The 19,124-nt window shown below is 68.4% G+C and carries 15 protein-coding genes; 9 read left to right on the top strand and 6 right to left on the bottom strand.

Features of this window, described 5'->3' with window-relative positions; all coding sequences use genetic code 11:
* Position 1: 1 nt before the first annotated feature.
* The 5 genes from ligA to ACFPO9_RS10285 are packed head-to-tail and all read left to right on the top strand — an operon-like array spanning position 2 to position 5,320.
* Complete coding sequence (ligA, locus tag ACFPO9_RS10305) at positions 2-2,353, top strand: NAD-dependent DNA ligase LigA (RefSeq protein WP_379770242.1); 2,352 nt, start codon at positions 2-4, stop codon at positions 2,351-2,353.
* Positions 2,354-2,375: 22 nt separating this feature from the next.
* Complete coding sequence (galU, locus tag ACFPO9_RS10300; protein WP_379770240.1) at positions 2,376-3,263, top strand: UTP--glucose-1-phosphate uridylyltransferase GalU; 888 nt, start codon at positions 2,376-2,378, stop codon at positions 3,261-3,263.
* A gap of 9 nt (positions 3,264-3,272) precedes the next feature.
* Positions 3,273-3,809: a peptide deformylase gene (def, locus tag ACFPO9_RS10295; RefSeq protein WP_379770237.1), complete on the top strand. Its 537-nt coding sequence runs from the start codon at positions 3,273-3,275 to the stop codon at positions 3,807-3,809.
* Complete coding sequence (locus ACFPO9_RS10290) at positions 3,806-4,306, top strand: hypothetical protein (protein ID WP_379770234.1); 501 nt, start codon at positions 3,806-3,808, stop codon at positions 4,304-4,306. Before def ends, ACFPO9_RS10290 begins: the two co-directional genes overlap by 4 nt.
* Positions 4,307-4,327: 21 nt before the next feature.
* The gene (locus tag ACFPO9_RS10285) at positions 4,328-5,320 is read left to right on the top strand and encodes a fatty acid desaturase family protein (RefSeq protein WP_379770232.1); all 993 of its coding nucleotides are present in this window, start codon (positions 4,328-4,330) and stop codon (positions 5,318-5,320) included.
* Here the strand turns inward: ACFPO9_RS10285 and ACFPO9_RS10280 are convergent.
* Entirely contained in the window at positions 5,286-7,025 is a 1,740-nt protein-coding gene (locus ACFPO9_RS10280) for a DUF885 domain-containing protein (protein ID WP_379770229.1), read from the bottom strand. The genes ACFPO9_RS10285 and ACFPO9_RS10280 overlap by 35 nt on opposite strands.
* 80 nt (positions 7,026-7,105) lie before the next feature.
* Here ACFPO9_RS10280 and ACFPO9_RS10275 point away from each other — a divergent pair, with 80 nt between their 5' ends.
* On the top strand, positions 7,106-7,471 hold the full coding sequence (locus ACFPO9_RS10275; RefSeq protein ID WP_379770226.1) for a T6SS immunity protein Tli4 family protein: 366 nt from the start codon (positions 7,106-7,108) through the stop codon (positions 7,469-7,471).
* A 13-nt stretch (positions 7,472-7,484) separates the two neighbouring features.
* On the opposite strand, the gene ACFPO9_RS10270 is transcribed toward ACFPO9_RS10275, so the two are convergent.
* A complete protein-coding gene (locus ACFPO9_RS10270; RefSeq protein WP_379770224.1) occupies positions 7,485-9,134 on the bottom strand; it encodes a M28 family peptidase in 1,650 nt (549 codons plus the stop codon).
* A gap of 179 nt (positions 9,135-9,313) precedes the next feature.
* Here ACFPO9_RS10270 and ACFPO9_RS10265 point away from each other — a divergent pair, with 179 nt between their 5' ends.
* The 3 genes from ACFPO9_RS10265 to ACFPO9_RS10255 are packed head-to-tail and all read left to right on the top strand — an operon-like array spanning position 9,314 to position 12,526.
* Positions 9,314-9,733: a hypothetical protein gene (locus ACFPO9_RS10265; RefSeq protein WP_379770222.1), complete on the top strand. Its 420-nt coding sequence runs from the start codon at positions 9,314-9,316 to the stop codon at positions 9,731-9,733.
* Entirely contained in the window at positions 9,734-11,194 is a 1,461-nt protein-coding gene (locus ACFPO9_RS10260) for an RAD55 family ATPase (protein WP_379770219.1), read from the top strand.
* A 27-nt stretch (positions 11,195-11,221) separates the two neighbouring features.
* Complete coding sequence (locus tag ACFPO9_RS10255; RefSeq protein ID WP_379770217.1) at positions 11,222-12,526, top strand: hybrid sensor histidine kinase/response regulator; 1,305 nt, start codon at positions 11,222-11,224, stop codon at positions 12,524-12,526.
* 72 nt (positions 12,527-12,598) lie between these two features.
* On the opposite strand, the gene ACFPO9_RS10250 is transcribed toward ACFPO9_RS10255, so the two are convergent.
* From ACFPO9_RS10250 to ACFPO9_RS10235, 4 genes are all read right to left on the bottom strand, one after another.
* Positions 12,599-13,789: a pyridoxal phosphate-dependent aminotransferase gene (locus ACFPO9_RS10250; protein WP_379770214.1), complete on the bottom strand. Its 1,191-nt coding sequence runs from the start codon at positions 13,787-13,789 to the stop codon at positions 12,599-12,601.
* Between the two features lie 14 nt (positions 13,790-13,803).
* On the bottom strand, positions 13,804-16,689 hold the full coding sequence (locus tag ACFPO9_RS10245; protein ID WP_379770211.1) for a sensor domain-containing protein: 2,886 nt from the start codon (positions 16,687-16,689) through the stop codon (positions 13,804-13,806).
* Positions 16,690-16,706: 17 nt separating this feature from the next.
* The gene (locus ACFPO9_RS10240) at positions 16,707-17,552 is read right to left on the bottom strand and encodes a phosphate/phosphite/phosphonate ABC transporter substrate-binding protein (protein ID WP_379770209.1); all 846 of its coding nucleotides are present in this window, start codon (positions 17,550-17,552) and stop codon (positions 16,707-16,709) included.
* Positions 17,553-17,817: 265 nt separating this feature from the next.
* Positions 17,818-18,999: a PEP-CTERM sorting domain-containing protein gene (locus ACFPO9_RS10235; protein ID WP_379770206.1), complete on the bottom strand. Its 1,182-nt coding sequence runs from the start codon at positions 18,997-18,999 to the stop codon at positions 17,818-17,820.
* Between the last annotated feature and the right edge of the window lie 125 nt (positions 19,000-19,124).

The following is a 19,124-nucleotide window of genomic DNA, read 5'->3' as shown; positions in this document are numbered from 1 at the left end:
CATGGCCGAGCAGCAGGATTACCTGGAAAGGATGGCGTGGCTGGTCAAGGAACTGAACCACCACATCTATAACTACCACGTGCTCGACGCGCCGACGATTCCGGACGCCGAGTACGACAAGCTGTTCCGCGAACTGCAGGAACTGGAAGCGGCGCACCCGGAAGCGGTGTCGAACGACACGCCGACCTCGCGCGTCGGCGGCGCGCCCATCCCCGAGTTCAAGCAGGTGACGCACGCGATGCCGATGCTCTCGCTGAACAACGGTTTTTCCGACGAGGACATCGACAACTTCGACCGCCGCGTGCGCGAAGGCCTGGACCTGCCGAACGGCGCCCGGGTCGCCTACGCGGCCGAGCTGAAGTTCGACGGCCTGGCCATGAGCCTGCGCTACGAGAACGGCGTGTTCGTGCAGGCCGCCACCCGCGGCGACGGCTACACCGGCGAGGACGTCACGGCCAACATCCGCACCGTGAAAGTGATTCCGCTGCGCCTGCACGGCGAGGACATCCCTGAAGTGCTGGAAGTGCGGGGCGAAGTCCTGATGTTCAAGCAGGACTTCGAGCGCCTGAACCAGCGCCAGCGCGACGCCGGCCAGAAGGAATTCGCGAATCCGCGCAACGCCGCCGCCGGCAGCCTGCGCCAGCTGGACGCGCGTATCACCGCCCAGCGCAAGCTGCGCTTCTTTGCCTACGGCATCGGCGTGCTGGAAGGGGCGGCCATGCCGGACTCGCACTCGAAGGTGCTGGACTGGTTCGAGCGCCTCGGCCTGCCGGTGTCGAAGGAGCGCGCGGTAGTCAAGGGCTGCGAAGGCATCCTCGATTATTTCCGCTCCATCGGCGAGAAGCGCAAGTCGCTGCCTTACGAGATCGACGGCGTGGTCTACAAGGTCGACCGCCTGGAAGACCAGCGTGCCCTCGGCTTCGTCTCGCGCGCGCCGCGGTTCGCGCTGGCCCACAAGTTCCCGGCCGAGGAAGCGCTGACGATCGTACAGGCGATCGACGTGCAGGTGGGCCGCACCGGCGCCATCACGCCGGTGGCGCGCCTGAATCCGGTGTCGGTGGGCGGCGTGACCGTCACCAACGCCACCCTGCACAACGAGGACGAGGTGCGCCGCAAGGACGTGCGCGTGGGCGACACGGTGGTCGTGCGCCGCGCCGGCGACGTCATCCCCGAAGTGCTGGCTGTGGTGCTGGAGCGCCGCCCGCAGCCCGAACCGGCAGCGTATGAATTGCCGAAGACCTGCCCGGTGTGCGGCTCGCACGTGGTGCGCGAAGAAGGCGAGGCGGTGGCGCGCTGCTCCGGCGGCCTGACCTGCGCGGCCCAGCGCAAGGAAGCGATCCGCCACTTCGCCGGGCGCCGCATGATGGACATCGAAGGCCTGGGCGACCGCTACATCGACAGCCTGGTCGAGGCGAACCTGATCCATGGCGTGGCCGACCTGTATCGCCTGACGCTGGACGACCTGCTGCAGATGAAGCGCCTGGCCGACGAGCGCGACGGCACCACGCCGGAGACAGTCAAGGCAGGCAAGGTCGCGACCAAATGGGCCGACAACTTGCTCGCCGCGATCGCCGCCAGCCGCAATCCGCCGCTCGAGCGCCTGCTGTTCGCGCTCGGCATCCGCCATGTGGGCGAGTCGACCGGCAAGACCCTGGCCGACTGGCTGGGCAGCCTGGCGCTGGTGCGCCGCGCCCCTGCCGCGCTGCTGCGCGTGCTGCCCGATATCGGCGGCACCGTGGCCGAAGCGATCGCCGAGTTCTTTGCCGAGCCGAAGAACCAGGTGGCGCTGGATGCGCTGCTTGCGGCCGGCGTCGCGCCCCAGGGCGAACATGCGCCCAAGCCGCAGCTGCGCGAGCGTCTGGACGAGGTCAAGCTGCTGGCGGCGCTCGGCATCCCGAAGCTGACCGAGCCGCGCGCCAGGCAGCTGCTGGCGGACGGCCGCACGCTGGACGAGCTGGCACACCTGAAGATCTTCAGCGTGTTCGGCCTGCCGTCCACGGTGGCGGAGTCGCTGGAGGAATGGATGGCTGCCGACGGCAGCCGCGCAAGGGTGCAGAAGATCGCCGACCTGCGCCGCGAACTGCTGGCCCAGCTGCCGGACGAGGCGCCGGCTGGTGAAGAAGGCCCGCTGACCGGCAAGAGCTTCGTGCTGACCGGCACCCTGCCGACCATGTCGCGCGACCAGGCCGGCGCGCTGATCGAGGCGGCCGGCGGCAAGGTCTCGGGTTCGGTGTCGAAGAAGACCTCCTACGTGGTGGCCGGGCTTGACGCCGGCAGCAAGCTCGAAAAGGCCGAGAGCCTGGGTGTGACCGTGCTCGACGAAGCCGGCCTGCTGGCGCTGCTCCCGAAATAAAGAATCGATTGAGAGAACCAGAATGAGTGCAATCAAGAAGGCAGTATTCCCCGTCGCCGGCCTGGGCAGCCGCTTCCTGCCGGCCACCAAGGCCCAGCCGAAGGAGATGCTGCCGATCGTCGACAAGCCGCTGATCCAGTACGCGGTGGAGGAGGCGGTCGCCGCCGGCGTCACGGAGCTGATCTTCATCACCGGCCGCAACAAGCGCGCGATCGAAGACCACTTCGACAAGGCCTACGAGCTCGAATCCGAACTCGAAGCGCACGGCAAGCAGCAGCTGCTGGAGCTGGTGCGCGGCGTGATCCCGAAGAACGTCAACTGCATCTACATCCGCCAGTCCGAGCCGCTGGGCCTGGGCCATGCGGTGCTGTGCGCGCGCCCGGTGGTGGGCAACGAACCCTTCGCGGTGCTGCTCGCCGACGACTTCATGGACAGCGCGCCCGGCCACAAGCCGGTGCTGGCCCAGATGACCGATCTGTACGGCTACGAGAAGTGCAGCGTGCTGGCGGTGCAGGACGTGCCGCGCGCAAATACGCGCCAGTACGGCATCGTCAGCGCCAGCGCCTACCGCCCGGATCTCGAGCTGGTCTCCGGCATCGTCGAGAAGCCGCAGCCGGATGATGCGCCTTCGACCCTGGCCGTGGTCGGCCGCTACGTGCTGTCCGGCTCGATTTTTGACCATCTGGCAAAAATCGGCGCCGGCGCCGGCGGCGAGATCCAGCTGACCGACGGTATCGCCTCGCTGATGTCGCAGGAGCGCGTGCTGGCCTACCGCTACGCCGGCCAGCGTTATGATTGCGGTTCCAAGCTCGGTTACCTGAAGGCGACCACGGCGATGGGCCTGAAGCATCCGGAAACCGCCGAGGGCTTTGCCGAGTTCCTGGCCGAGCTGCGTGCGCAGGAAAGCTGAGGAGGCAAGATGACGATCCGCGAAATCCTGAAGATGGGCGACCCGCGCCTGCTGCGCGTGGCCGAGCCGGTGAAGGCATTCGACACGCCCGAGCTGCACGCCCTGGTCGCCGACATGTTCGAGACCATGCACGCGGTGGACGGTGCCGGCCTGGCCGCGCCGCAGATCGGCGTCAACCTGCAGCTGGTGATTTTCGGCTTCGGACAGAACCAGCGCTACCCGGACGCCCCGAGCGTGCCGGAGACGGTGCTGATCAACCCGGTCCTGAAGCCGCTGTCGGATGAAATGGAAGAGGGCTTCGAAGGCTGCCTGTCGGTCCCTGGCCTGCGCGGCAGCGTCCCGCGCTACACCCGGCTGCATTACGAAGGCGTCGACCAGTACGGCAAGCGCATCAGCCGCGACGTCGACGGCTTCCATGCGCGGGTGGTGCAGCATGAGGTCGACCACCTGCTGGGCATCCTCTACCCGATGCGCATCAAGGATTTTTCCCGCTTCGGCTACACCGAAGTCATGTTCCCCGGTCTCGATCCGAAGGCAGACGATTGAACAAGCAATTCATCAAACCGGCCCTGGCCTGCGGCCTGGCGCTGGCCTTCGCACAGGCGGCGCAGGCCGGCGACCTGTTCACGAAGATCGACGCCGCGCCCAGGCGCGAGTTCTGGATCGACAGCGGCTTCGCAACTTGGCACTTCGACCGCGACAAGGACCTGAACGGCGCCAACTGGGGCCTCGGCGCCGAGTACCGCTTCTCGGGCACGATGGCGGCCACCGCCGGCCGCTTCTACAACAGCGACCGCGACTACTCGAACTACGCCGGCGTGATCTGGCAGCCGTATGCGATCGGCCCGGTGCGCGTGGGCGCGGCCATCGCCGCCTTCAACGGCTACCCGCACATGCGCGACGGCGGCTGGTTCCCGGCCGCCATCCCCACGCTGACCTACGAATACCAGCGCGTGGGCGTCAACGTCGGCATCATCCCGAGCTACAAGGACCGGCTGTATGGCGGGATTTCGGTGCAGTTGAAGATCAAGCTGTTCGAATAGACCCTCCGCCCGGGAGCCGCCATGCGCCACGACTGGACCCAGCCTCTTCCCCGCGAGCAGATCCGTCCCTTCCTGGTGAAATCCGATCTGGCAGGCTGGCGCATGCTGGCGTTTAACTGGGGCCTGGTCGCGGCCTGCTTCGGGCTGGTGATGTGGCGCGCGAATCCCCTGACGGTCGGCGCCGCGCTGATCGTGCTGGGCGGGCGCCAGCTGGGCCTGGGCATCCTGATGCACGAGGCCGCGCACCGCTCGCTGTTCAAGACCGCGCGGCTCAACGAATGGGCCGGCCAGTGGCTGTGCGCGGCGCCGATGTTCGTCGAGCTGCGCATCTACAGGCAATACCACTTCACCCATCACCGGCAGGCCGGCACCGACGCGGATCCCGACCTGCCGAACTACGAACACTACCCGGTCAGCCGCGCCTCGCTGCGCCGCAAGCTGCTGCGCGATATCACCGGACGTTCGGGACTGCGCGCCTTTGGCGCATTGATGATCCTGTACGCGAGCGCGGACCAGCGCAGCGGCTACAGTTACCGCTCAGCCGACCAGGCCGACGAAGCGCGCAGGCTGAGCGCAGGCACGCTGCTGCGCAACTGCTGGCGCTGCGTGCTCGCCAACGCCGCGATGCTGGCCATCTGCGCCGCTGCCGGCCATGCCTTCGTCTACCTGCTGTGGCCCACCGCCTGGCTCACCACCTACATGCTGTACAGCCGCATCCGCAACGTCGCCGAGCACGGCGCGCTGCCGGGCACGCGCGAGCCCGACATCTGGCGCAACACGCGCACCGTGCTGGCTTCGTGGTGGGAACGGCTGACGGTGGCGCCAAACTACGTCAACTACCACTTCGAGCACCATCTGTTGCCGGCGGTGCCGGCCTGGCAGCTGCCGCGCTTTCACCGCTGGCTGCGCGAGCAGGGCGCCTACCAACATGGCGCGCCACTCGAGCACGGCTACCTGCAGGTGCTGAAACGGATGACGGCTAGCGGTAGGGCGACTTCCCGCCCTCGGCAATGAAGGTGTCGATCCGCGCCTCCAGCACCGGCAGCGGCACCGATCCAAGCTGCAGCACGGTGTCGTGGAAGGCGCGGATGTCGAACTTCGGCCCCAGCGCCGCTTCGGCCTTCCTGCGCGCCCCCATGATCGCCATCTCGCCCAGGTAGTAAGACAGCGCCTGGCCCGGCCAGGAGATGTAGCGGTCGACTTCGGTCTCGATCTCGTGGTCGGACAGCGCGGTGTTGTCGTGCATGTAGGCTTGCGCCTGTTCGCGGGTCCAGCCCTGGGCGTGGATGCCGGTGTCGACCACTAGCCGCGCCGCGCGCCAAGCCTGGTAGCTCAGCATGCCGAACACTTCATAGGGCGTCTCGTAGATGCCCATCTCGGTGCCCAGGCGTTCCGAATACAGCGCCCAGCCCTCGCCGTAGGCTGAGATATACGCTCTGCGGAACGGCGGCACGCCTTTCTGTTCGAGCGCCACCGGCATCTGGAAGGCGTGGCCGGGCGCCGATTCGTGCAGGGTCAGGGCCGGGAGGCTGTACAGCGCGCGCGCCGGCAGGTTGTAGGTGTTGACGAGATAGATGCCGGGACCGCCGCGCGCCGACGTGTAATAGGGCGCCTGGTCGGGCGGCACCGGGACGATGGCGAAGCGGCGCCGCGGCAGGTAGCCGAAATACTGGTCGGCCTTGGCGTCGAACTTCTTGGCGATCCAGGCCGCGGCCTTCAGGAGCTCATCCGGGGTCCTGGCGTAGAACTGCGGGTCGCCGCGCAGGAAAGCCAGGAAGGCGGGAAGGTCGCCCTTGAAGCCCGCCTGGCTCATGGCCTGCTGCATCTCGGCGCGGATCTTCGCCATCTCGGACAGGCCGATGCGGTGGATCTCGTCGGCCGTCATCGAGGTGGTCGTGTACTCGACGATCTTCGACTGGTAATAGGCGCGGCCGTCCGGGAGGCTTTCGGCCGCCAGCGCCACGCGCGCTTTCGGAAAGTACTCGCTGCGCACATAGGCCAGCACCTCGGCGTGGGCCGGCTGCACGCTGTCGCGGATGACGGCGGCGGCTTCCTCGCGCAGGCTGGCCTGCTCGGCGGCCGGGATATTCGCCGGCATGCTCCTGAAGGGTGAATAGAAGATGGTGTCCTGCGGCGACTTTGCTTCCGCCACCGTCGCCAGCGGGACGTCGCGCCCGGCCAGCGTCACGCGCGGCGGCGTGAAGCCGCGCGCCAGGCCGGCGCGCATGTTGGCCAGCTGCTCGCGATAGTAGCGCGGCATGTCGCGCAGCAGCAGGATGTAATCGCGGTATTCCTGCGCCGACTTGAAGGAACGCCGCGCGGCATAGGTGATGTCGGTCCAGAAGGCGCTGTCCGCATTCACCGGCTGCTCGTACTCGCGGAAGCGCTGGGCTTCGTGCAAAGCCTGGATCTGGGCGCGGTAGACGGCGTAGTTGATGCGCTCTTCCTTCGACAGCGCGGCCGGATCGATGGCGGACAGGCGCTTCAGCACGTCCTCCCAGTAGCGCCGGCGCGCCTCCTGGGTGGCGGCGTCGACGCGCGGCAGTTCCGGGCGCCGGCCCTTGGGCAGGTCTTCGTCGTCGGCCAGGCGCTGGGCGATGCGCCATTGCCATTCCTGCTGGTAGAGGGACTGGAAGCGCGCGTCGGCCGGGGTGGCGGCGTTGGCGAGGGAAGACAGGGACGCGAGGAAGAGGGCGGCAATCAGCGGTTTCAGATGCATGGTTTTCCCGAGCGGGCTGTTTCTGTGTCGTGGACTTGCATTTGGTAAGAATAGTACCGTGTTGCTGCCGAGGCAGGAAGATGCTGTGTTCGCTCAAGGGCGGAGTCTGGCTGGCGTGCCATGATCGAGGGTTTCCGTTGTGTGCCGACTTCGATATGGCTGATCCGACCAGGCCTTTAGCGCCAATGATCCCGTTGCCCGACGGCGGCCTGACCGGCGACGAACTCGTCGAACGCATCATCGAAAACAAGCTGTCCATCGTCTACGGCTTCAACTGGGAAGTGAACGGGATCCAAGACAATGTCTACGTGCCCACCTTGACGCTGACCATGGTCACCGGCAGGGGCGAGAGCGAGCCAGTCCGTTCGTCGCTGTCGGAGCCGGCTGCAATGGCCCTGTGGGACCGCATATCCTCCAGCATTCGCGTACGCCCGGCAGGGCGATGACGCCCGCGCCGGCTCAGCGCGTCACCTTCCCCCACGCCTCGCCAGCCTTCCAGACCGGCATCGCCGCCCCGTTCGCCACCGCATACCCCAGGTTCAGCGTGAACTGCGCCTGCTGTACCATGCCCGTCAAATCCCAGGCCGGGTCGAACTGGTCGCTGACCTGGTGGTAGTCCCTGGTGAACGCGCGCATCCGTTCGCTGGAGGCCGCCGCGTCGTGCGCGAAGGCGAAGCTGCCGTCGCCGGAGAACACCGCCGAGCCGACGTTGAAGGCCGGGACGCCGGCCTTCGCGAACATGAAGTGGTCGGCGCGGAAGTAGGCGCCGCCGAGATCCGGCACCGCTGGGGCGATCGACAAACCCATCCGCTGCGCCACCGCGCGTGCGGTATCGAGCAGCGTGCTGCGCTCGGCGCCGGGCACGCCGATGTCGCGCGTGGGGCCGACGAAGTTCATGCTGTCGAGGTTCAGGTCGGCCGCCGTCTTCGCCAGCGGCCACAGGGGCGCGCGGGTGTAGGCGAGGGCGCCCAGCAGGCCCTGTTCCTCGGCGCAGGGCCAGAGGAAGACCTGGGTGCGGCGCGCCGGATGCGCCACCGCGGCCCGGGCCATCGCCAGCAGCGCGGCGGTGCCCGAGCCGTTGTCGATGGCGCCGTTCCAGATGTGGTCCGGTTTGCCATTCTCGATATCGACGCCGAGGTGGTCCCAGTGCGCCGAATAGATCACCGCCTCCTCGCGCAGCTTCGGCTCGGTGCCGGGCACGATGCCGGCCACGTTGTACTCGGCCACCTGGCGCACCGCGCTGTTCACCTGCGCGTGGACGGTCGCCTTCAGTTCGACCGGGCGGAAGCCCTTGACTTCGGCGCGGGCGCGCAAGGCGTCGAGGTCCTGGCCGGCGGCGCTGAACAGGGTGCGCGCCATGTCTTCGCTGATCCAGCCCTGCAGCGCGTTGCCGGGGCCGGCGAGGTGGAACTGCTCGTGGGTGAAGCTGGTGACCGGTACGCTCCAGGGGTAGGAGGCCGAGGGCGTCGTGTGGATCAGCAGGATGCCGGCCGCGCCCTGGCGCTGGGCTTCTTCGAACTTGTAGGTCCAGCGGCCGTACCAGCTCAGCGATTTGCCGCCGAAGCGGGCCGGCTCGGCGGCGGTCGGCTGCGGGTCGTTGACCATCGCCACCAGCAGCTTGCCTTTCAGGTCGGCGCCGGCGAAATCGTTCCAGGCTTCATCCGGGGCATCGATGCCGTAGCCGACGAAGACCACGGGCGCGTCCAGCCGCGTCTCCGCCTTGCCGCTGGCGTTGCCGTACACCGCGCCCTGGCCGAACGCCGCGTCGATGGTCTTGCCGCCGGCCTCGAAGCGGAGAATGCTGCCGGCCTGGGTCTTCTGGCCGATCAGTTCGACCTTCTGGCGGTAGCCCTTGCCGGCGGCCGGCTTCAGGCCGATGGCGGCGGCCTGGGTCTCCAGGTAGCGCACGGTGAGTTCGCCGCCGCGCTGGCCGGTGCCCCGGCCTTCCAGCAGATCGTCGGCGAGGAAGGCCAGGTGGGCGCGCAGCGGCGCTTCCTGGACGGCCGGCCCGGCGGCAGGGGCGGCGGCCTGGGCGGTGGCGAAGGCGGGCAGGGCGGCGAGCACTGCGCCGCGCAACAAGCCGGGCAGGTGGAATCGGCGGTCGGGCATGGGAAGCGGCTTGTCCTGGTTATCTGGAACAAGGATGTTAGCAGCCGCCAGTGCCGCACACTAAGGGAATTTATCGTCACGAAATGACAAGTGGCCTGCCGGCGATGCGGCTATAATGTGCCCCACATGCCTTGGCCGCCTCGGCGGTGCCGCACCAAGATAAATCCCAGTTGACCTGCATGGAAAGAGACGACAAAGAGCGGCAACAATCCAGCGATGACGGAAAGACGCAGCCTGAGGCGGGCGTCCCCGTGGACCGGCTGCGCCCGTGGCGCCGCATCAGTGGCCAGTTGGTGACACTGATCGGCGAGAACGGGTTTTGTGCCTTGTTCGGCCGCGCCCTCCGTACGCTTGCGGTCCGTTACGAATGGCTGCGCGTGGATCCCACGCAAAAGTCGATCGTCGGACTGCTGGGTTCGCTCGAGCGCGACCTGGCCGGTACCGAGCCGGCCGTGGCCGACATCGCGAACGCGGAATTGCTGGCGACATTCACCAGACAGCTGTCGTCGCTGATCGGCGAGGCGCTCACGGCCAGGCTCCTCGAGCAGGCCAGGGCCTCGGAGCAGCAGGGACCGGAAGATGTACAGGAGCACAAGTAAATGACCGACAAAGTACGCCTGGGATTGCTGGCGACCGGGGTTCCGGGCCTCGATGTCCTTCTCGGCGGCGGCCTGACCGAATATTCCTTCACCCTGATTGCCGGCGCCCCCGGCAGCGGCAAGACCACGCTGGCGCACCAGATGATGTTCGCGCTGGCCGGCCCCGAGCGGCGCGCCCTGTTCTTCACGGTGCTCGGCGAACCGCCGCTGAAGATGCTGCGCTACCAGCAGCAGTTTTCCTTCTTCGACATGGCCAAGGTCGGCCCGTTCATTCGCTACGTCAACCTGGCGGACGACCTGCGGGCGGGCCATTTCCAGGGCGTGCTCGAGCGCATCATGCGCGAGGTCGAGGACTTCGGCCCCGGCCTGGTGTTCGTCGATTCCTTCCGTTCCGTGATGCAGAGCGCGCGCAGCGGCAACGAAGGCCTGTCCGACCTCCAGCAGTTCATCCAGGAACTCGGTTCGCGCATGGCGACCTGGCAGGCGACCACCTTCCTGATCGGCGAGTATTCCCAGGCCGACGTCGAGGCGAATCCGATCATCACGGTGGCCGACGGCATGATGACGCTGTACCAGGCCGCGGACGACAACTCGGCGCTGCGCAAGCTGCGCGTGAACAAGATGCGCGGCCAGGGCCACATGACGGGCGCCCACACCATGCGCATCGGCGACGACGGCATCCGCGTGTACCCGCGCCTGCTGCCGCCGGTGGCAACCGACCAGCTGCCGGGCATGCCGGTGAGCCGCAACCCCTGCCGCATCCCGACCGGGGTGCCGGGCGTGGACGAATTGATGCACGGCGGCCTGCCGCAGGGCCATACGATGCTGGTTTCGGGACCGACCGGCGCCGGCAAGACCATCATGGCCACCCGCTTCCTGCAGGCCGGCGCGGCGCTCGGCGAGAAAGGCGTGGCGCTGTTCTTCGAGAAGGGCACGGCGCGCCTGCGCAACGCGGAGCTGGCGCAAATCGTCCAGCAAGGCCACGTGGCGGTGCTGGAAAGCCGCTCGCTCTCGCTCAGCGTCGAGGAGCTGATGGACGAGATGTGCAGCGCGATCGACCGCAGCGGGGCCACCCGGGTGGTGATCGATTCGCTGTCCGAGATCGGGCTCTACCTGGCGCCGGAAGTGCGTGCGGACCTGCGCGTCGCGGTATTCCGGACCCTGGCCGAACTGGCCAAGCGCGGCGTTTCCGCGCTGGTCACGGTGGGCATCGAAGACGACTACACCCGCGCCAGCTTCAGTCCGGACGAGCTATGCTTCCTGACCGACGCCGTGCTGTCGCTGCGCTACGCCGAATTCGACGGCGCGATCCGCAAGTTCATGACGGTGGTGAAGGTGCGCGGCTGCGATCACAGCTGCGACCTGCGCGAGTATGCGATCACGGCGGAGGGCATCGAGGTCTATCCCAAGGCATCGCAATTGAATGGCGTGCTGGTCGGCCGGCCGACGCTGAATCGCTGAGGCAGCATGGACCTGGACGAGGACGTAATGGAACCGCTAGACGACGACAGGACGGCCTCGCAACAGCGCGCGAGCACGCATGAATTGCCGCGCGTTGCCCTGCCCGAGGAGTTCCTGCTGCGCCGCGTCCGCGCCCTCGAAGACGAAGTCGAGATGCTGCGCGAAGCCAACCAGAACCTGGTGCTGGCGGCGGTCCAGGCCCAGCACCTGCAGGAGGACGCCGAGGCCGCCAACCGGCGCCAGAACGAGTTCCTCGCGATGCTGGCGCACGAGCTGCGCAATCCGCTGTCGCCGATCAGCATGGCGGCCTCGCTGCTGGACCGCATGCCCGACGCCACGCCCCAGCTGCACAAGCTGTCGCGCGTGATCGGGCGCCAGGTCGAACACATGGCCAAGCTGCTCGACGACCTGCTCGACGCCGCCCGCATCAGCAGCGGCAAGATCACCCTGTCGACCCAGCCGCTGGTGCTGGCCGACGTGCTGCAGCAAGCGGTCGAGACCACCCAGTCCTGCATCCAGGAGCGCCGCCAGACCCTGCAGCTCGAGTTGCCGCCGGAGTCGGTGGTGGTCGAGGGCGACCAGGTGCGCCTGACCCAGGTCTTCACCAACCTGCTGGCCAACGCCTCCAAGTACACCGGCGACGGCGGCATGCTGCACCTGGCGGCCCGCGCCGACGGCGACCAGGTCTCGATCGCGATCAGGGACAACGGCAACGGCATCGCGCCCGAAATCATCCCCTATATCTTCGACCTCTTTACCCAGGGGCCGCGCTCGCTGGCGCGCTCCGAGGGCGGCCTGGGCGTGGGCCTGAACGTGGTGCGCAACCTGGTCGGCATGCATGCGGGCTCGGTAACGGCGGAGAGCGCCGGCGCCGGCCAGGGCAGCTGCTTCACGGTGCGCCTGCCGCGCTCCGGGCAGCAAAGCGTCGGCCGCGGCCCGGCCGAAGTGGCCGTCACCGGCGGGCGCAAGCGGATCCTGGTGGTGGAGGACAACCCCGATACCTGCGCCACGCTGGCGGCCTGCCTGCGCGACGAGGGGCACGAGGTGGTCACCGCGCTGGATGGCCGCAGCGGCCTGGCGGCGGCGCTGGAACGGCCCTACGACGTGATCGTGTGCGACATCGGCCTGCCGGGCCTCGATGGACTGGGACTGATGCGGGCGGTGCGCGCCGCGGTAGGGGGCCGGCGGCCGCTGGCCATTGCGCTGACCGGCTACGGCCAGCCGGAAGACCAGGCGCGCGGCATGGAAGCCGGCTTCGACCACTACCTGGTCAAGCCGGTCGGGCTGGAAGCGCTGCTGTCACTCATCGGCGCCGAAGCTAAGAACCTGTAGGGTGGGCACCCCGTGCCCACGATGTGCAGTTGGCTTGCATGCAACCGTGGGCACGGGGTGCCCACCCTACTGTTATTTGCCCAGCAAGCGCGCCAGGCGCTGCACGGCTTCCTCGATGCGTTCGTATTTGGTGGCGTAGGAAAAGCGCACGTGGCGCCGCGGCGCCGCGAAGCCGAAGTCATCGCCCGGGACGATCGCCACATGCGCTTCTTCCAGCACCGCCTTGCCGAAGGCCGTGCTGTCGCCCGCATGGCGGTGCGGCAGGCCGGCGATGTCCGCGTACACGTAGAAGGCGCCGTCCGGCATCACCGGCACGGCAAAGCCCAGCTCGCGCAGGGCCGGCACCAGGAAATCGCGGCGGCGCCGGAATTCCAGGCGGCGCGACTCGAAGATATCCAGCGCGTCGTCGCGGAAGCAGGCCAGGGCCGCATGCTGGGCGATGGTCGGCGCGCAGATGAACAGGTTCTGCGCCAGCTTTTCGAACACCGGCACCAGCTTCTCCGGCACCACCAGCCAGCCCAGGCGCCAGCCGGTCATGCTGAAGTATTTCGAGAAGCTGTTGACGGTGATGACATTGTCGTCCAGCGCCAGCGCGCTGACCGGTTTGCCGTCGTAGGACAGGCCCTGGTAGATTTCGTCGACGATGGCGAAGCCGCCGCGGGCGCGCACGGCGCCCAGCAGTTCGCGCGCCTGCGGTACCGTCATCGAGGTGCCGGTCGGGTTCGAGGGCGAGGCCACCAGCACCCCGCGGCTCCTCTCGTTCCAGTGCTCGGCCAGGTGGGCGGCCGTGAGCTGGTAGCGTTCCGCGGCGCTCGAATAGAGCAGCACCGGCTTGCCGCCGAAGGCGCTGACGAAATGGCGGTTGCAGGGGTAGCAGGGGTCCGGCATCAGCACTTCGTCGCCCTCGGCAACCAGGGCGGCGCAGGCCAGCAGCAGGCCGGCCGAGGCGCCGGCGGTGACCACGATGCGGCGCGGATCGATGTCCAGGCCGTAGAAGCGCGAATAATGCCCCGAGATCGCCTCGCGCAGGGCCGGCAGGCCGAGCGATTCGGTGTACTGGGTGGCGCCGCCGCGGATCGCGTCGATGGCGGCCTGGGCGACCATCTCGGGCGCGGTGAAGTCCGGCTCGCCGACGCTCATGCTGATCACGTCGATGCCGGCGCTGCGCATGGCGGCGGCCTGCTTGACCATTTCCATGACGCGGAAGGGTTCGATGGCGGCGACGCGGGACGCCACCTGGTGGAGATTCTGATGTTCTGGCATCCCCTGATTCTATCTCAGGCGGCTACCGGCTGCTCGCGGGTGAGGAACGCCACGCAGTCCGCGGCCGGCAGCGGCTTGCTGATGTAATAACCCTGGATCTCGTCGCAATCGTACTGTTCCAGCTCGCGCAGCTGGGCGATGTTCTCCACCCCCTCGGCCACGACCTTCAGGCTCAGGCTGTGCGCCAGGCGGATCACGGCCTTGGTGATGGCGGCGTCGTCCGCGTCGTCCGGCAGGTCGCGCACGAAGGTGCGGTCGATCTTCAGCGCGTCCAGCGGGAAGCGTTTCAGGTAGGCCAGGCTCGAATAGCCGGTGCCGAAATCGTCCACCGACAGGCGCATGCCGAGCGCCTTGATGCGGCACAGGATGGCCACCGCGGCTTCCGGGTTCGCCATCAGCATCGATTCCGTCAGCTCGAATTCGAGCAGGTCCGGCGCGACGCCGGCGCCAAGCACGATGCGCTCGATGACGGCGGCCAGGTCGGCCTGCTGCAGCTGGCGCGCCGACAGGTTGATCGCCACCGGCGGCAGTGGCAGGCCGGCCGCTGCCCAGGCGCGCAGCTGGCGGCAAACCTCGCCGATCACCCATTCGCCGACCGGCAGGATCAGGCCCGTGTCCTCCAGGATGGAGATGAATTCGAGCGGCGGCACCAGGCCGCGCTGCGGATGCTGCCAGCGCAGCAGGGCCTCGAAGCCGCTGATGCTGCCGCCCGCCAGGTCCAGCTTGGGCTGGTAGTGCAGCAGGAACTCGCCGCGTTCCAGCGCCAGGCGCAGTTGCGATTCGAGCTGGATGCGCTGGGCCGCGTTCTCGTGCAGCGCCGCCGAATAGAACTGGAACGTGTTGCGGCCATTGTTCTTGGCGCCGTACATGGCGGTGTCGGCGCTCTTGAGCAGCTGCTCGGCGCTGGCGCCGTCGTCCGGATAGCTGGCGATGCCGATGCTGGCCGAGACGAACAGCTGCTGGCCCTGCAGGTGGAAGGGCTGGGCCAGCGCTTCGATGATGCGGTCGGCCAGCAGGGCGGCGTCCGGCGCCTCCCTGGCGGCGCCGGCCAGCCAGGGCAGCACCACCGCGAATTCGTCGCCGCCGAGGCGCGCCACCACGTTGTCGCCGCGGGCGCAGGCTTCCAGGCGGGCCGCGGCCTGTACCAGCAGCTGGTCGCCGACGCCATGGCCCAGCATGTCGTTGACGTTCTTGAAGCGGTCCAGGTCGATGAACATGACGGCCGCGCGGTGCCCATGGCGGCCCGCCGCGGCGATCGCTTCTTCCAGGCAGCTGCCCAGCTGGCGGCGGTTCGGCAGCTTGGTCAGCGAGTCGTAGTCGGCCAGCCAGGTCAGGCGCTGGCGCGCTTCCTGGCGTTCGATCGCGGTGCCGAGGATGTTGGCGATCCCGTGCAGGAACACGGCATCGTCGCCGTCGAAGCGGCGCCCGGTGTCGGTGTAGGCGCCCAGCACGCCGTAGCGGCCGACGCCGGCGTCCAGCCCGCCGCGCAGGCCGTGCATCGCGGCCAGCGGGCCGAACCAGGGACGCAGGCCGGCCGCCGGCGCGCCGCCCAGCGGATCGCCGGGACAGCCCAGCTGCAGGCCGGCGGCCTGGCTCAGGCGGCCGGCGCCGGCGCGCACCGTCAGCTGGCGGCCGAAGCCGGTATCGGACTGCGCAGTCTCGAACAGCGCCGCGCAGGGCGTGCCGAGGCCGTGCGCGGCGGCCTGCACCGCTTCCTCGAACAGCTCGTCCAGGTCGTTGGCGGCCAGCGCCTTGCGGCCCAGGTCGGCAATCAGGGTCTGCCGCTTGGCGTTTTCGACGATCGCGCGCTCGAATTCCTTGCGCTCGGTAATGTCGATGTCGATGCACAGGTAGCGCTCGATGCTGCCGCCGGCGTCGAAGATGGGGACGATGGTGCGGTACCACTGCAGGCTGCCGGTCCTGGCCTTGATCACGACCTCGCCGTTCCAGACCTCCGGCGACGGGCTCCAGGGGGCGCTGTTGCCGGCCGGGCGGCCGAACTCAAGCAGCTCGCGGCCGAGCGCTTCCGCGCGGCTGTAGCCGCTGGCGCGCTCGAACAGTTCGTTGACGCCGAGGATGCGCCCGAGCGTGTCGACCTCGCTCACGATGGCGGCCTGGTCGACCGCGTGCTTGTGCTGCATGAGCGAGTTGGTGAGCGAATCGATGCGCTGGCCGAACTGCACGCGCAGGCTGGCGGCGCTGCGGTTGACGGCGCGGATCGCTTCCTGGATCTCGGTCGGGGCGTCGGCATGCAGGTCGGCCTCGGCGGTGACGCGGCCGGCGGCGACGTCCTTCTCGAACGAGTTCAGGGCGCCGAGCCTGGCCAGCCAGCGCTTCAGCAGGATGTGCATCAGGACCATGCCGAGCGCAAAGGCGACCAGCGCGAAGCTGGCGGTCTCGAGCACCAGCGCCCACAGCTGGGCGGCAATCTTGTCGGCGTCGAATTCGACCCGGATCACGCCGTAGTCGCGGCCGCCCACGCTGGCCACGCGGTTGACCTCGTAGAGCTTGGACGCGATCAGCCGGCTCAGCCAGGCCGGGGCCGGCCTGCGTTCGAACTTCGGCGCCTGGACGCGCAGGGCGCCGCCACCGACGTCGATGAAGGCCGCACTCTTGAACGGCGACTGGAACAGCATCTTGCCGAGGGTGCGCTTGACGGTGTCGTAGTCGCCGATCACCACGCTGTCCTCGATGTTCTGGGCCGCGACCTCGACCAGGGTGAGGGCGGCGTCCTGGGTTTCTTCGACGTGTTGCAGCAGGTGGTAGCGGTAGAACAGGGCCATGCCGGCGCCGAGGAAGAGCAGCATGGTGAGGCTGAAGACGGCGAACACCCGCCCGGTCAGGGAACGCGGCAGCAGGGAGGTCGGCAAGCGGCGCGTCAAATTTCGCGGCAGCGGCATGGGGCGGTTCCGGAAAGTCAGCGCAGGGTGATGGGCGCGTTGGCGTAGAACGCCCGGTAGCTGGCGTAGTCGGCGTCGGTGGCGGCCACGAAGCCGAGCGGCTGCGGCGAGCGCACCAGTTCGGCGGCGGCATCGAGGATGCGGCGGCCTTCCGGGTCCTTGCGCATGCCCAGGAAGGCTTGCGCCACCGCGCGCACGTCGGCGGCGGGCACGCGCGGCGAGGCCATCAGCGCCAGGTCGTTGAAGGGCGCGGAACTCCACAGCACCCGGAAGGCTTTGCTTTCGCGCCCGCGGTAGTTCTCGACCAGCTGGGAATTCGCGCCGCTGGCGCGGGCCCGGCCGGCGAACAGCTGGGTGAAGGCGGCGTCCATGTTCCCGGCAAACACGGGATTGACGTTGACGTTGCGGCGCATCAGCTCGGCGTAGGACACCTTGTAGGCGATCAGGGCTTCCGGGCCCGGAAACACGACAGTGCCGCCGGCCAGCTCGGCCAGGCTCTTCACCGGCGAGTCGGCCGGCACCACGATCTGGGACCGCACCGGCGGTGCATCGCGGCGGCCGAACACGGTCCAGCCCATCTTTTCGCGATCCGGGCTGAACAGGTGGTTGGTGAAGGCGAAATCGACTTCGCGCGCCAGCACATAGCTGGTGGTGTCGGCCGAGGTGCGGCCCAGCTTCAGGTTCAGGCGCACGCCGCTCTTTTCCGAGACATAGCGGATGATCGGGTTCCAGAAACTGGCCGAGACTTTCAGGTTGTACTGGTTGACCGGCGAAAAATTGAAGCTGTGCGGCTCGGCGCCGGCGGCGCCGGCGGTGAGGACGCACGCCAACAGGGCGAGACCGGCTTTTGCGAAGGTATGCATGGTTCGGGACGGTTGCGGCCGGGAGCGTGGGCCGTTGGTTGAAGCCGCGCAGCGTCTGGGCCCGCAGGTTGCTCCGCACTGTACCACATTTCCTGTTTGCAACATATTGTCCGCCACAACTTGTCCCGAGAATGCAACGCCAGAATACGTCGTCGCCGTGAAGGCGGGACTAATGCCCCCAGCATGATCCCGCCAAGTCCTGCGTGCGTTTCGGTGACGCGGACAAACCCGGGCCCCGCCTGCGCGGGGACGGCGGCGGTACGCGTCAACGAGCGCCCGGCCGCCGCACCCGCCGCAGGCTGAGCGCCCCCAGTCCGAGCACCAGCATCGCCCAGCTTCCCGGCTCGGGCACGGCCGACACCAGGTCGAGGCGGACCGCGTAGCAGTCGCCGTACATGCCGCCGCGGCAGGCGGTGGCGGCGATCTGCTGGGCGCCGTTGATGCCGGAGGCGTCCGTGATTTCCCAGCCGGAGGCCGGGTCGATCAGGGTGTTCAGGTCGACCATGCCGCCGGCGCCCGCATCGTACAGGAAGCCGTGGTAGCCGTAGGTGTCGGGCGTGAGGGTCACGGCGGCGTATCCGACGATCTGGCCGAGCTCGTTGATGTCCCGGGCGCCGCTGTCGTCGACCATGGGGTCGAGCGCGCCGAGGTCCGTGATCACGCCGCCCTCGTACAGGAAGGCGTGCGAACCGTGGGGAAAGGACGAGGCCGGGATGCCGCCGACCGCCTGGCCGAGGTCGTTGAGAGCGTGGATGGCGCTGTTGCCGGCCACAGGCGCGCCGATCGGATCGACCATGCCGCCGCGAAACTGCACCGCGTAGTAGGGATACTCGGGCAAGGTGATCTCGCCCTGGTAGGAGGCGCCGCCGATCAGGCCCTTGTTGTTGATCGCATAGGCGTCGCTGCCGGCGCCGCCGGGCAGGGTGCCGAGCCCGGTCATGCTGCCGCCCTCGTAGCGGAAGGCCTGCTGGTAGTAGGGGTCGGGTTCGGTTCCCGCGCTGGCGCTGCCGACGATCACGCCATGGTTGTTGATGTCCCAGGCCACGCTGCCGCTGCCGCCCAGCGTGCCGAGGTCGTGCAGGCTGCCGCCGGAGAACACGAAGGCATGGCTGTCGCCGGAGGCCGTGCTGGCGCCACCGACCACCAGACCGTCGTCATTGATGGCGTTGGCAAAGCTGTTGAGGCCGCCGAGCGTGCCGAGGTTGGCGTAGAGTCCGCCGGTGTAGGCGAAGGCGTGGGTGACGCCGCCGCTGGTGATGCTGCCGACCACATCGCCGTAGCGGTTGATGTCGGTGGCGGTACTGCCGAGGCCGCCGATCACGGTGACGTTATACAGGGGATCCGCCAGCGCGGCCGCGCCGGGGATGGCGAGCGTTGCAGCGAAGAATAAGCGCGATAGATACGACAGGCGCATGCCGGCCTCCTTGATGGCTGGTTGAAGGAACAAGACAGCGCTCAGCTTATGCGGCAGCGCGGCATCGCTGCCTGACCGGGATCAGCAGTATGCGGAATGGATGGGCTGCGGGCGCCCGGCAAGGAGGGGGAAACGGGCGCGCAGGACGCACGCCCGGA

Source organism: Massilia aerilata (genome assembly GCF_042656905.1).
GTDB classification, from domain to species: domain Bacteria; phylum Pseudomonadota; class Gammaproteobacteria; order Burkholderiales; family Burkholderiaceae_D; genus Telluria; species Telluria aerilata.
This window is presented reverse-complemented; position numbering and strand designations above follow the sequence as displayed.